The 13,253-nt window shown below is 68.4% G+C and carries 8 protein-coding genes and 3 pseudogenes; 6 read left to right on the top strand and 5 right to left on the bottom strand.

Going from position 1 to position 13,253, the window contains the following annotated elements:
• Positions 1-21: 21 nt before the first annotated feature.
• The gene (locus tag SY89_RS05210; RefSeq protein WP_054583415.1) at positions 22-639 is read right to left on the bottom strand and encodes a trimeric intracellular cation channel family protein; all 618 of its coding nucleotides are present in this window, start codon (positions 637-639) and stop codon (positions 22-24) included.
• A complete protein-coding gene (locus SY89_RS05215) occupies positions 639-1,154 on the bottom strand; it encodes a nicotinamide-nucleotide adenylyltransferase (RefSeq protein WP_054583416.1) in 516 nt (171 codons plus the stop codon). The genes SY89_RS05210 and SY89_RS05215 overlap by 1 nt, the downstream gene beginning before the upstream one ends.
• A 200-nt stretch (positions 1,155-1,354) precedes the next feature.
• Here SY89_RS05215 and lonB point away from each other — a divergent pair, with 200 nt between their 5' ends.
• Complete coding sequence (gene lonB, locus SY89_RS05220) at positions 1,355-3,478, top strand: ATP-dependent protease LonB (protein WP_054583417.1); 2,124 nt, start codon at positions 1,355-1,357, stop codon at positions 3,476-3,478.
• A gap of 407 nt (positions 3,479-3,885) precedes the next feature.
• On the opposite strand, the pseudogene tatC (SY89_RS19810) reads toward lonB, so the two are convergent.
• A pseudogene (gene tatC / locus SY89_RS19810) lies at positions 3,886-4,658 on the bottom strand (twin-arginine translocase subunit TatC); the annotation flags it as partial.
• Positions 4,659-5,290: 632 nt separating this feature from the next.
• On the opposite strand from tatC (SY89_RS19810), the pseudogene tatC (SY89_RS18985) reads away from it, so the two are divergent.
• From tatC (SY89_RS18985) to SY89_RS05250, 3 genes and pseudogenes are all read left to right on the top strand, one after another.
• Positions 5,291-8,028, top strand: a pseudogene (gene tatC / locus SY89_RS18985) (twin-arginine translocase subunit TatC).
• A 187-nt stretch (positions 8,029-8,215) separates the two neighbouring features.
• Entirely contained in the window at positions 8,216-8,395 is a 180-nt protein-coding gene (locus tag SY89_RS05245; RefSeq protein ID WP_054583422.1) for a ribbon-helix-helix domain-containing protein, read from the top strand.
• Positions 8,392-9,126, top strand: coding sequence for a queuosine precursor transporter (locus SY89_RS05250; protein WP_204374419.1), 735 nt, complete (start codon positions 8,392-8,394; stop codon positions 9,124-9,126). Before SY89_RS05245 ends, SY89_RS05250 begins: the two co-directional genes overlap by 4 nt.
• A 146-nt stretch (positions 9,127-9,272) precedes the next feature.
• Here SY89_RS05250 and SY89_RS05255 read toward each other — a convergent pair whose 3' ends face one another.
• Positions 9,273-10,055: a 23S rRNA (uridine(2552)-2'-O)-methyltransferase gene (locus SY89_RS05255; RefSeq protein ID WP_054583423.1), complete on the bottom strand. Its 783-nt coding sequence runs from the start codon at positions 10,053-10,055 to the stop codon at positions 9,273-9,275.
• A gap of 222 nt (positions 10,056-10,277) precedes the next feature.
• On the opposite strand from SY89_RS05255, the gene SY89_RS05260 reads away from it, so the two are divergent.
• The gene (locus SY89_RS05260) at positions 10,278-11,675 is read left to right on the top strand and encodes a sodium-dependent transporter (protein ID WP_054583424.1); all 1,398 of its coding nucleotides are present in this window, start codon (positions 10,278-10,280) and stop codon (positions 11,673-11,675) included.
• Positions 11,676-11,705: 30 nt separating this feature from the next.
• Here the strand turns inward: SY89_RS05260 and SY89_RS05265 are convergent, their stop codons facing one another.
• On the bottom strand, positions 11,706-12,095 hold the full coding sequence (locus tag SY89_RS05265) for a MoaD/ThiS family protein (protein ID WP_054583425.1): 390 nt from the start codon (positions 12,093-12,095) through the stop codon (positions 11,706-11,708).
• A 121-nt stretch (positions 12,096-12,216) separates the two neighbouring features.
• Here SY89_RS05265 and SY89_RS05270 point away from each other — a divergent pair.
• A pseudogene (locus SY89_RS05270) lies at positions 12,217-13,217 on the top strand (aldo/keto reductase).
• Positions 13,218-13,253: the final 36 nt, after the last annotated feature.

The raw sequence follows: 13,253 nt of genomic DNA on the forward strand, positions 1-13,253 counted from the left end.
AGGGATAGGCGTTCGGTCGGCTCACACCGTCGGGAGCCGCCAGCCGTACCGCAGGGCGCCGAGACGGAGCGCAAGCACGACGCCGGCGGCGAGCAGCGTCGTCGCCCCGAGCGGGAGGCCGAGCGCGACCGCCGGTGGAACGACGGCGCCGCCGACGACGGCCGGCGTCGCGTAGAAGTCCTCGCGCAGGACGGCCGGAACGCGGGCTAAGAGGAGATCGGAGAGGCTGCCGCCGCCGACGCCGGTCAGCGTCGCGGTGACGACCACGCCGAAGGGCGAGAGCCCGGTTTCGACGCCGACGGCGGCGCCGGTGGCGGCGAAGGCCGCGAGGCCGATCGCGTCGGGGAGGAGGACCGCCGGGCTCTCCATCAAGTCGCCGCGGACGCGCGTGGCGAGGACGACCGCGAGGGTGATGCCCGCCGCCGCGATGAGCACCTCCGTGTTCGACTGGAGCGACGTGGGAACCCGCCCGACCAGCAGGTCGCGGATGGTGCCGCCCCCGAGCGCCGTAAGGAAGCCGAGGACGGCGACGCCGAACAGGTCGAGGTCGGCGTCGCTCCCCTTGAGCGCGCCGACGGCGGCGAACGCGACCAGTCCGATCGCGTTCATCGCCTCGAAGGCGAGCCCCGCCTCGACCATTACCCCGAGTTGGAGTCGGTTTCGGAGACCTGTTTGATGCGCTCGACGCCGTCGACCTCGTGGATCGTCTCGACGACGGCGTCGGGGACGAGCGACTCCCAGTCGCCGCCGTTGACGAGGCGTTCGCGGATCTCCGTCCCCTCGAGCACGTCGCGCTGGAACATCGGCGACTGGCGCACGTCGACGCCGGCCTCCGTGAACAGCCGGACGACGAGCGGGTTGTTGGAGTAGGCAACGTCGAACTTGGGCGTCATCGACCGGACGTGCCCGACCCACACCGCGTTGCGTTCGAGGTCTTCGATCGGGACGACGTACGTGGGGATGTCGAGCGTCTTCAACGCCTTCGTCACCATCATCACCCGCTCACCCGCGGTGAAGGGGTTCCGTGTGGTGTGGGAGTCGCCCGCGGAGCCGATGCCGACCACGAGTTCGTCGACTTCGTCGGCGATCTCGGCCACCATCTGGTGGTGTCCGTCGTGGTACGGCTGGAATCGACCGATGTAGAACCCCCGCATGATCGCGGCTTCGCTCTCGGAGGGAATAAAAACGGCGAGTCGCCTGTCGGAGTCCTTTATAAGCACAGGAGGCTACCCCCACTACCGATATCGCCAGATAGAGGCCTCAAGAACGCCATTCACGACGTTCGAACCGTCGTCTGTGATGGGGGAAAGTATATCAGGCGCGCGAGCCTCGTTTGGGGTAGCGAAAGCGTTCTATGAGCAACGAAACGGAGGATACCGACGTGCCCGACGAGGGGGAGGAAGAGCCCTTCCCGCTCAACGGGTCGGGCACCCGAGAGGGTGACCCCGACGAACAGCCCGACCGGCCCGCGGAGCAGCAGCCCCGCGAGGCGGACGAGGACGAGGCTCCCAGTATCGACGACCTCGGGAGCGAGGTGGAGTTCGACGCCGAGATCGCCGACGACGAGGAGATCGGGAAGGACGACCTGCTCGGTGGTCTCCGGATCGACTCGACGGCCGAGATCGAGGTCCCGGATCGGCTGGTCGATCAGGTGATCGGGCAGGAGCACGCCCGAGACGTCGTGATGAAGGCGGCCAAGCAGCGCCGCCACGTGATGATGATCGGCTCCCCCGGGACGGGGAAGTCGATGCTCGCGAAAGCGATGGCGGAGCTCCTCCCCAAAGAGGAGCTGCAGGACGTGCTGGTCTACCACAACCCCGACGACGGCAACGAGCCGAAAGTCCGGACCGTCCCCGCCGGCAAGGGCGAACAGATCATCGACGCCCACAAGGAGGAGGCCCAGAAGCGCGATCAGCTCCGGAGCCTCCTGATGTGGATCGTGATCGCGGTCGTCGCCGGCTACGCGATCCTGGCGATGGGGAACCCGATCCTCGCCGTGATCGGCGCGGTGCTGATCTACATCGGGTTCAAGTACGCCTCGCGTGGCAGCGACGCGATGATTCCGAACCTGCTGGTCAACAACGCGGACACGAAGACGGCGCCGTTCGAGGACGCCACGGGCGCCCACGCCGGTGCGCTGCTGGGCGACGTGCGCCACGACCCGTTCCAGTCCGGCGGGATGGAGACGCCGAGCCACGACCGCGTCGAGGCCGGCGCCATCCACAAGGCGAACAAGGGCGTGCTGTTCATCGACGAGATCAACACGCTCGACGTGCGCTCCCAGCAGCACCTCATGACCGCGATTCAGGAGGGTGCGTTCGGGATCACGGGCCAGTCCGAGCGCTCCTCGGGCGCGATGGTCCAGACCGAGCCCGTCCCGACCGACTTCGTGATGGTCGCGGCCGGGAACATGGACGCGATGGAGAACATGCACCCCGCGCTCCGGAACCGCATCCGCGGCTACGGGTACGAGGTGTACATGGACGACACCATCCGCGACAGCCCGGAGATGCGCCGGAAGTACGCGCGCTTCGTGGCCCAGGAGGTCGAGAACGACGGCCGCCTGCCCCACTTCACCGACGACGCCGTCGAGGAGGTCATCCTCGAAGCCCGACGCCGCGCCGGTCGGAAGGACCACCTCACGCTCGAACTCCGTTCGCTGGGTGGGTTGGTTCGCGTGGCGGGCGACATCGCCCGCGGCGAGAACGCGGAGTCGACCACGCGCGAGCACGTGCTCGAAGCCAAGGGTCGTAGCCGCTCGATCGAGCAGCAGCTCGCCGACGACTACATCGAGCGCCGGAAGGACTACGAACTGCAGGTCTCGGAGGGCCACCAGGTCGGCCGCGTCAACGGCCTCGCGGTGATGGGCCAGGACTCCGGGATCATGCTGCCGGTGATGGCGGAGATCACCCCCTCCCAGGGGATGGGTGGGCAGGTGATCGCCACCGGCCAGCTCAAGGAGATGGCCGAGGAGTCGGTGCAGAACGTCTCGGCGATCATCAAGAAGTACACCGACGAGCAGATCTCGGACAAGGACATCCACATCCAGTTCATCCAGACCGGCCAGCAGGGCGTCGACGGCGACTCGGCGTCGATCACGGTCGCGACGGCGGTGATCTCCGCGCTGGAGGACATCGGCGTCGACCAGAGCCTCGCGATGACGGGCTCGCTGTCGGTGCGGGGCGACGTGCTCCCCGTCGGCGGCGTGACCCACAAGATCGAGGCAGCCGCGAAGGCCGGCTGTGACCGCGTGATCATCCCGAAGGCCAACGAGCAGGACGTGATGATCGAGGACGAGTACAAGGAGATGATCGAGATCATTCCGGTCTCGCACATCTCCGAGGTGCTCGAGGTGGCGCTGGAGGGCGAGGGCGAGAAGGACTCCCTCGTCAGCCGACTGAAGAGCATCACCGGCTCGGCGCTGGAGAGCTCCGACGTGACCACCCCGGCGGGCGGCTCCGAGCCGACGCCGCAGTAGCGTTTTCGGCGGCGCTTCTTTCGTGCGCTCCGCTCCCTGAGCCAGCGGCTCGTCAGTCAGCCAGTGGGCCGTGAATCAGCCTGTGGGTGGGCTCACCATCGGACGGCGTCGATGGGCCCCGGTGTTCGGAGCCGGCAGTGGCGCAGCCGTCGCCGTCCCTCGTCGATACAGGCCACCACGCTGACGGCGCTCCTGAAGCACGGGCGCGTCCAGAGCCGGCTACCGACGACGGCTCCACAAGCGAGGGGCCCCGCGTCGAGCCCACGATGGCGGTCTTAACGGTCAGGGCAGAAAGGAGGTGGCAGCAGGGTAGTCACCTCGGCGACGCAGCGACTACCTCGGCGGCGACGACGGACGGAGCGGCGACTGTGAGGCGTTCGTGGTCGAAAGGACCCGCGACCGACCGGTCAGTTCCCGGTCCAGCGCAGCAGCGCCAGCGTCCCCTCGTACAGCACGATCATTGTCGCCGCGATGATGAACGGCGTCATCCCCGTGGGGTCGGGGTTGACCAGGAACGCGATGGTGAGGAACCCGCCCCAGAACAGCAGGCGCTTGTCCTCCAGCCACTGCCGGGTAACGATCCCCATCATGATCGCGAGCATGATGAACAGCGGGATCTGGAAGATCACCGCCATGTAGCCCATGAGGACGATGATCAGCGAAAACGTGCTCTCCAGCCCGTAGGCGACGGTGGCGACGTTCTCGTCGGTGTACACCGTGAAGTAGCGCATGATCGCCGGGATGATCACGAAGTGGGAGAACGCCATCCCGATCGTCCCGAGCACCAGACTGGTGGGATCGCGGCGATGTAGTACCGCCGCTCCTTCGGGAACAGCCCCGGGCGCATGAACATGTACGTCTCGTAGACGAACACGGGGAGTGCGACCAGCAGGCCAGCCAGCGCGGTCACCTTCAGCTTGGTGAGCAGCAGTTCCAGCGGCCCGTACACTCGCGGGCGCCGGCCCTCGATCTCCGGCGCGCCGGGGATCGCGTTGTTCCAGAGCGCGTCGATGATGTCCACCGCTGTCGGGACCTGCGGGAACAGTTGGCCAAGCCCCAGCAGCGTCAAGGCGACGGTGCCGCCGACGATGAACACCACCGAGAGCCGCTTCATCATCTCCTCGATGTGGGCCGCAAGCGGCATCTCCTCGTCCGAGTCGGGGCCGTCACCCAACAGCCCGTCGTCGACGTCGCCACCCGCCGAGCGGTCCACATCACCGCCCGGCGAGCGATCGATGTCGGTGGGGCCGGCCTCGCCGTCGCTCGACGGCGGGCGCGCGCCGTGCTCGGCGGCCGCCGCGGGCGGCTCGTTGGGGTCGTAATCCTCGAACATGTACTCGCCGTCGTCTTCGGACCCCTCGTCCCCGGCTTCGTCTGACGCGTCGGCAGTGTCGCCCGGTTCGTCGGCCGGCTCGTCACCCGAGTCGGGGCCGAGCCCCTCCACGTCAGTGAACGCTGGCGCGGTCTCGTCGCTCGACTCCGCCCCGTCCTCGTCGGCGAGGTCGTCCCCTCGGCGTCGTCGGCGTCGTCGGCGCCGTCGGACTGGTCCCCCTCGGCGTCGTCGGCGTCGGCCGTCGTCGGCTCGTCCTCGCTCGGTTCCTCGTCAGTCGAATCGTCGTGGGACTCCGTGGGTTCCGACTCCCGTTCCTCGTCGGAACCGGGCGCCGACGAGTCGGACGGCTCGCGTCCACCCTCGTCGTCCGGTTCCTCGGCCATATGGGTCGGTATCGCTCACGCGTTCTTATAGGCCTTTTCGGATCGCCCGCCCGCGAGGTGAAAAGGTTGATAACGCCGAAGTGGCTCCTTCTCGCTATGTCCAGCGCGCTCGACGACGATACCCAGCGCGCCATCGCCGAGGGTCGGGAGACTGCGGGGGCGATGCTTCGCTCCGCCCAGAAAGACCTCCAGAAGGTGTTCGTGGTCTTCGTCATCGCCTTCATGGGGATGTTCATGGCCCTCCGCGGGGGTATCTGGGAGTGGCTCAAAGGCGTCACCACCCAGCGGATGCCCGCGGAGCTGGTCTCGCAGTTCGACATCATCGCCCAGACCCCGTTCGACGTGATCCTGCTCCAGGCGAAGATCTCGCTCGTCGTGGGGCTGATCGCCGCCGCACCGGTGCTCCTCTACTTCTCCCGTGACGCGCTGAAAGAGCGCGGTCGCTGGCCGGAGATGCCGATCCCGCTGTGGAAGGCACTCCCCATCGTCGCGCTCTCGTTCCTCCTGTTCATGGGCGGAATGGCGTACGGCTACCTCCTCTTTTTCCCGATCATGTTCAACTTCCTCGCCGGCAACGCGGCGGCCGCCGGCTTCGCCCCCACTGGTCCATCGTGCTCTGGACCCAGTTCGTCCTGCTGCTGACGTTCTCCTTCGGGCTGGCGGCCCAGATGCCGCTGGCGATCACCGGACTGTCCTACACCGGGATCGTCCCCTACGAGCAGTTCCGTGACAAGTGGCGCTACGCCGTCGTCGCCATCTTCGTCTTCGGCGCCGTGTTCTCGCCGCCGGACCCGTTCACCCAGATCATGTGGGCGGCGCCGCTGTTGGTGCTGTACGGGTTCAGCCTCTACCTCGCGAAGTTCGCGGTCACGATGAAGCGCGGCAGCGAACGGCTCACGATCGGCGGCGTCCTCCGGCGGAACTGGAACGAGGCCGCCGCGCTCGTCGTCGCCGGCGTCGCCGTCGCGTGGCTCTACGCCAACGCCGGCGGCCGCGACGCGATCAACGCCGGCCTCGAGGCGATCGGCAGCAGCTACCGTGCCCCCACAGTCGGCAGCCTCACCTCGCTCTCGGCCACCGGAAACGTCGTGTTGGTGGGTCTCGTCGTCGGCATCGGCTTCGCCGTCGTCGGCCTGCTGCTGTTCGCTTACCGCGAACTCGAGGGCGCCGTCGACCCCGGCGCCGAGATGGGCGATCCGACGGGGATCGATCTCGACGCACTCGACGAGGAGGGCGTGCGCGCGGCGCCGATCCAGGCGTTCGAGACGATGGACGAGCCCCAAGCGCTCGAAGCCGCCCAGCGGGCCATCGACGACGGCTACCACGGGAAGGCACAGGCCATCCTCGACCGCTACGACGAGGCCAACGAACCCGCCGCGGACGAGCCCGAACCGCCACGACACGAGGCCGAGCCGCTGTTCACGCCGGCCAACCCGCTCGAGGCGATCCAGCGCGGTCGCGAGTGGGTCGACTGGGGCCAGCGCGCCCGCAAACAGGGCCAGCCACTCGCCGTCCTCGCGGTCGTACTGTTCGGGCTGGCCTACGCCGCACTCGGCTACACCGCCGCGGTGAACGACCTACTCCGACAGGCGGGGTTCGAGCTCTCGCTTCCCGCGTTCGGCTACTCGACGCTCGTCGCCGCCGGCATCGCGGCCGCGGGGGTGCTCGCAGTCGTCGCCGTGCTCGTCGGCGTCTACGTCCTCCTCGCGTGTTACTTCGCGGGCACCGACCCGACTGCGGTCAACGTCGGCCAGCTCTCGACCGACGAGCTCGAGCGCGCCCCGCCGGCGACGTTCCAGGCGCTGAGCGAGCAGGCGGCGAACTTCTACGCCAACAGCGCGCTTGCGGCCGACGACGACGAGCGGGCGCGCCTGATCCTCGATCGATTCGACGACGCCCAGGCGGCTGCCGAGACCGAAGCCGAGGAGGACGAGCCCGACCCCGGCAGCATGGGCGACCGCACACAGCGCGCCGGCAGCACGTTCCTCGACGAGTTCGCCGACGACACCGACGAGGACGACATCGGCGGCTACTACAAGGACATCCAGTTCATCCTCGGCTCCGTCACCTCGGGGCTGTTCTACATCGTCGGCACGTTCATGGTCGTGATGGCCGGCTCGTTCTTCTGGCTCTACACGGGCGGGATCAAGGACGTGTACGCCGACTTCCTCTCTCGGGTGCCTGGGGAGGTGCTCCAGCCGGGGCAGACGGCGATGGAGGCGTCGAAAGTGATCGCGCTCCATCCCGTCGAGGCGCTGGTGTTCGAGGTGAAGTTCTCGGCGCTGCTGGGCGTCGTCGCCGTGCTGCCGATGATCGCCTACTTCGCGTGGCCGGCGCTGCGCGACCGGGGGTTCGTCCGCGGGCGCCGCGAGGTCATCTTCGGCTGGGCCGCGCTCCTGACCGGCGGGCTGCTCGGCGGGCTGGTGTTCGGCTACTTCGAGGTGGCGCCGCGGGTCATCTCCTACCTCGTCGAGGACGCGCTGGCGGCGAACATGACGATCAGCTACCGGATCACCGACTTCTTCTGGCTGATCTTCTTCACGACCGCCGGCATCGGTATCCTCGCCGACATCCCGGTGTTGATGGCGCTTCTGAACACCGCGGGGATCTCCTACACCGCGATGCGGACCCGCTGGCGGGAGGTGATGATCGGCATGATGCTCGTCGCCGCGCTGCTGACGCCGGCGGACGCGCTCACGATGATCATGATCACGGTGCCGCTGATGGGGGCGTACGGCATCGGTCTCGGCGTGCTGTACGTGCTCACCCTCGGCGGTCGCCGGAACCTCCGTAAACCCACGATCGGGCCCGAGACGGCCGGCGACGACGGGTAGCGCGACCCGGCGTTCTTCGAGCCAGCCCCGTTCTCACCGGCCAGTCACGACGCTGTCGGCACCAACCCTCGAACGGTGCGTTTTTGCGTATCCCTGGGTATCCCTCCGGTATGACTATGCGAACATTGATTCGGCCGACGCCGAGCGCCGGCGATCGAGGCGGCGCCAAAGCACCGGAGGGCGGGCGATGACGAAAGTCTCCGTGGAGATCCCCGACGAACTGCTGGCGGATCTCGACGAGCACGTCGGCGCCGAGGGGAAGTTCGTCAACCGCAGCGACGCCATCCGGGCGTCGATCCGGAAGACGCTCGACCGCCTCGACGAGATCGACGAGCGACAGGGGCGGATCGAGGGGGACGACGCGTGAGCGCGGACCGTCGCCCGCTCCCTGTCGATCGCCTGCTGCTCGCGGCGCTGTTCGTGACGGCGCTGGTGACTGCCCAACTCACCGCCGCGAAGCTGCTCTCGTTCCAGTTGCCGTTCGCGATCCCGGTCGCGGGCAGCGCGCTCACGCTTCCGGGTGCCGCGCTCGCGTACGCGCTGACCTACTTCGCCTCGGACTGCTACGCCGAACTGTACGGCAAGCGCGCCGCCCGCGAGCTGGTCAACGTCGCCTTCCTGATGAACTTCGTCGTGCTGGCGCTGGTCTGGAGCACCATCGTCGCCCCCGCCGCCAACCCCGAGTTCGCGAGCACGTTCTCCTCGGTGCTCGGCGCGTCGACGAACATCGTCGCCGCCAGCCTGCTGGCGTACGTCGTCAGCCAGAACTGGGACGTGATCGCGTTCCACCGGCTGAAGGAGTACACCGACGGCGGGAAGCTCTGGCTCCGAAACATCGGCTCGACCGCCAGCAGCCAGCTCATCGACACCGTCATCTTCGTCGGCGTCGCGTTCTGGGTGCTCCCCCAACTGGGCATCAACCCCGGTCTGGGGCTCCCGCTGGTCGGCGGTGGGCCCGTGCCGAGCGTCGCCGCGCTGATCGTCGGGCAGTACGTCCTGAAACTGGGCATCGCCGTGATCGACACCCCGTTCGTGTACGCGGCCGTCGCCGCCGCAAGACGGCGTGACGCCGACGAACGGCGGCTGTTCACGACATAGAGCGGGTCGATTTTTCCCGCGCGCGCCGGGTTGGTGCCGATTGGCAATCGCGGCGCACAGAAGCTTCACGCCAGCACCGCCAGCAGCGTCACTGTCCTCGGTGTCGGCACGCCGATCGAACTGAGACGGTGGTCCCGCGGACGTCGTTACTCGACGCGCTCGGCGAACCCGAAGTTCGGCTTCACGTCCGTGACCGCGATCTCGAGCTCCTCGCCCTCCTCGGCGCCCGAGACGAACAGCGTGAACCCATCGACCGTCGCGATACCGTCGCCCTCCCCGCCGGTGTCGGTGATCTCGACGGTGAGCCGGTCGCCCTCGGCGACGGGCGCGTCGGTGTACCCCTTCCCGATCAGATACACCTCGCTCGAGGCGTCGCGGGAAGCGTCGGGCGATACCCGCCGGACGTACTGGAACGACGGCTCCATGTCGGCTTCCAGATCGTCGAGGTCCCGACCCTGGAACACCTTGGCGACGAAGTCGCCGCCTGGTTTGAGGAACTCCACGGCGGTCTCGTAGGCGATCCGCGCGAGATGGACCGAGCGCGCGTGGTCGAGTTCGTACTCGCCGGTCATGTTCGGCGCCATGTCCGAGACGACCAGATCGACGACGCCCTGCCCGCCCTCAGCACCGAGTTCGCGCCGGAGTCGGTCGCGGGTCTCCTCCTCGGTCATGTCGCCGGGGATCGTGCTCACCTGGTGGGCCTCGAGGTCGTCGATGCGCTGGAGGTCGACCCCCACGACCTTCCCCTGCGGGCCGACCTTCTCGGCGGCGACCTGGAGCCATCCGCCGGGGGCGGCGCCGAGGTCGACGACGGTGTCGCCGTCGTCGAACAGGTTCGCGGTGTCGTCCAACTGCTTCAGCTTGTACGCCGAGCGGGCGCGATACCCCTGCTGTTTGGCCCGGTTGTAGTAGTCGTCTTTTCCAGTCATGGTTCTCCCTCTGGCGGCGCGGTCGGTCGCGGGGAACCGACCGGCGAATTCGCGTTCATACCGGTTCTGAGGGAGTCTACTCGGAAAGGCACATCGGATACGCTGTCGTCGCCACAAGCCGGACCCAGCCCGGGTCGCGGGGCGATATCGGCGTTCGCTGACACGATTGTGACCAGCGGATCAACACAGATTTGTCTGTCCTGTGTCCAACGCTGTACACTGATGGCTACACGTGACACGTGGGTATCGAACGTCGGGTTCGTGCTCGCCGCCGTCGGCAGCGCGGCCGGACTGGGGAACATCTGGCGCTTCCCGTGGCTGACAGCCGGCAACGGCGGTAGCGCGTTCCTGCTCGTCTACCTGCTGATCGTTGTCGGCGTCGGCGTGCCGGGGCTGCTCGCGGAGTTCGTGCTCGGGCGCCGCGGCCGGCAGACGCCGATCGGCGCCCTCAGCGACCAGATCGGCTCCCGGTGGGGGTCGGCGCTGGGCGCATTCAACGTCGCCACGACGCTCGTGATCCTCTCGTTCTACTCGGTTGTCGGCGGCTGGATCCTCCGCTACACGCTGGTCTCGCCGACAGGGGCGTACTTCAGCCAGCCCCAGCAGTACTTCGGGGAGATGAGCTACGGCCTCGCGGCGGTCGGGTTCCACCTGCTGTTTCTGGCGATCGTCGCCGGCATCGTCTTCTTCGGCGTGAGCCGCGGTATCGAGCGCGTCTCGAAGGTGATGCTGCCGGCGGTCGTGGTGCTGCTCGTCGGCCTCGCAGCCTGGACGGCGACCCAGCCCGGGGCCGCCGCTGGCTACGAGTTCTACCTCGGCTTCGACGCCGACTACCTCGCTGCGAACTTCGCGAGCGTGATCGGTCCGGCGGCGGGCCAGGCGCTGTTTACCCTCTCGGTCGGCGCCGGGTCGATGCTCACCTACGCCTCCTACCTCGACGAAGAGGCGTCGCTCCCCAGGGACACCATCGTCATCGCCGTCTCGAACACGTTCATCGGCGTGCTCGCCGGTCTGGTCGTGATCCCGTTGCTGTTCTCCCAGGGTATCGACCCCGGCCAGGGCGGCCCCGGCGCGCTGTTCGTCGCGCTCGCGACGGCGTTCGGCTCGCTGCCGGGCGGCACCGTCGTCGCGACGGCCTTCTTCGCGACGGTGCTGATGGCCGCGATCACCAGCGGCATCAACCTGCTCGAGACGCCGGTCGCGACGCTCGTCGACGAGTTCGGCGTGCCGCGCCGGCGGGCGACGCTGGCCGTCTCGCTGCTGCTCGCCGTCACGGGGAGCGGGCTCGCGCTCGCCAGTTCGGCGTTCCGGTTCGCCTCGGGCACCCTCGCGGACCTGATGCTGACGCTCGGGCTGTTCGGGTTCCTCGCCATCGTCGGCTGGGTGCTGCGGGCGGAGTCGGTCACCGAGTTCCGTGCCGGCGCGGGGCGGTACGCCGTCCTCGCCGAGTCGTGGGTGCTGACGGTCGGGTGGCTGCTCCCCGTCGTCGTTCTGTTCTCGCTGGCGAGTTCGGTCGCGCCGCTGGTCGGCGTCTCGCTCGGCCTGGGGGCCCGGGTGGCCGTCGCCGTCGTCGGGACGCTGGCCAGCCGGCTGGCTGTCCGGCTGGCGGCGACCCGCTGACCGGCGCTCGCGGCGACGCCGAGGACACCCCTACAGACAGAACATGAACGGGTACAACAGCGCGACGCGATCGCCGTCTTCGAGCGCCGTACCGAAGCCGTCCAGCAGTTCGTTGAACGTCCCGTTGACCAGCACGCGGGCGAACGCTCGCGTGCGCTCGCCTTCGGGGTTGCGCTCCCACCGCCCCGGCGGGTCGCCCGGGTAGTCGGCCCAGCCGTTGGCGGTTTCGTCCACTTCGGTCTCCGCCAGCAGCATCTCCTCGCAGCCGTATTCGGCGAAGAAAGCGTCGAGGAACGCACCGAGCGTATCGCCGGCGAAGCTGAACTCGAACTCGTGGGTCCCGAGCTCCCGGCGGACGTGGCCGGTCGCCTTCACCTGGACGGTGGTCGTCGGCAGCTGGTCGGTCTCGGCGTGGCTCATGTGTGCTGGTACGCGCCGCGGCCGGATACCCACCTGCCCGAACATGATCGGCTGCCCGGCCGGGGACGAGTGTCGCCGATAGCTGAACGCTTTTCCCCCGGTCATCCCAATACTGCACTGTATGAGCGAGACAGATCTCGGCTTCGTGCAGTTCGGCGACAGCGGCCTCCAGAGCAGCGAGCTCCAGTTCGGCACCTGGCGCTTCGGCCGCGAGACCGAGGAAGGCAGCCTCGAGATCGGCGAGGGGCAGGCAAAGCGTCTGCTCGACACCTACGCCGACGCCGGCGGGCGTTACATCGACACCGCCGACGTGTACGGCGGCGGGCAGGCCGAGGAGTGGATCGGCGACTGGCTGGGCGAGCGCGACCGGGAGCGTTTCACCGTCGCCTCCAAGATCTACTGGCAGATCCGGGAGGACGACCCAAACAGCCGCGGCAACAACCGGAAGAACCTCCGTCACCGCGTCGACGCCATCCTCGATCGGCTGGACACCGACTACATCGACGTGCTCTACCTCCACCGCTGGGACGGCGAGACGCCGACCCGCGAGACGATGAAGACGCTGAACGCGCTGGTCGAGGCGGGGAAGGTCCACTACCTCGGCGCGTCGACGCTCTCGCCCAACGCCTGGCGGGTGGCGAAGGCGAACGAACTCGCCCGCGCCGAAGGGTGGGAGCCGTTCACCGTGCTCCAGCCCCGGTACAACCTCGTCGACCGCGAGATCGAGGGGACTACCTCCAGTTCGCCCGCGAGGAGGGGCTGGCTGTCTCCCCGTGGAGCCCGCTCGGCCAGGGGTTCCTGACCGGGAAGTACGACCGCGAGGAGGGGCTGACCGGCGAGTCGAAGGCGGCGGAGTCGAGCCGCTTCGAGAGCGCCTACCTGACCGAGACCAACTTCGACGTACACGACGTGCTCGACGAGGTGGCCGACGAGGTCGACGCCTCGCCCGCCCAGACCGCGCTGGCGTGGCTGATGCACCGCGACGGCGTCACCGCGCCCATCGTCGGCGCCCGCACCGTCGAGCAGTTGGAGGAGAACCTCGGCGCCGCGGCGATCGACCTCTCCGAGGAGCAGGTCGACCGCCTGACCGAGGCGAAAGGCGGCCCGTACGCGAACCTGTAGCGCCGGAACCCGGTAACGTTCCAGCCGGAACCCGGT

Origin of the sequence: Halolamina pelagica, assembly GCF_001307315.1 — an archaeon.
Taxonomy (GTDB): domain Archaea; phylum Halobacteriota; class Halobacteria; order Halobacteriales; family Haloferacaceae; genus Halolamina; species Halolamina pelagica_B.

Coding starts and splice junctions, on each gene's coding strand:
- SY89_RS05265 (WP_054583425.1), bottom strand. CDS start 12,095: ATGAGCCACGCCGAGACCGACCAGCTGCCGACGACCACCGTCCAGGTG.
- SY89_RS05255 (WP_054583423.1), bottom strand. CDS start 10,055: ATGACTGGAAAAGACGACTACTACAACCGGGCCAAACAGCAGGGGTAT.
- SY89_RS05210 (WP_054583415.1), bottom strand. CDS start 639: ATGGTCGAGGCGGGGCTCGCCTTCGAGGCGATGAACGCGATCGGACTG.
- SY89_RS05215 (WP_054583416.1), bottom strand. CDS start 1,154: ATGCGGGGGTTCTACATCGGTCGATTCCAGCCGTACCACGACGGACAC.
- SY89_RS05260 (WP_054583424.1), top strand. CDS start 10,278: ATGGCTACACGTGACACGTGGGTATCGAACGTCGGGTTCGTGCTCGCC.
- lonB (WP_054583417.1), top strand. CDS start 1,355: ATGAGCAACGAAACGGAGGATACCGACGTGCCCGACGAGGGGGAGGAA.
- SY89_RS05245 (WP_054583422.1), top strand. CDS start 8,216: ATGACGAAAGTCTCCGTGGAGATCCCCGACGAACTGCTGGCGGATCTC.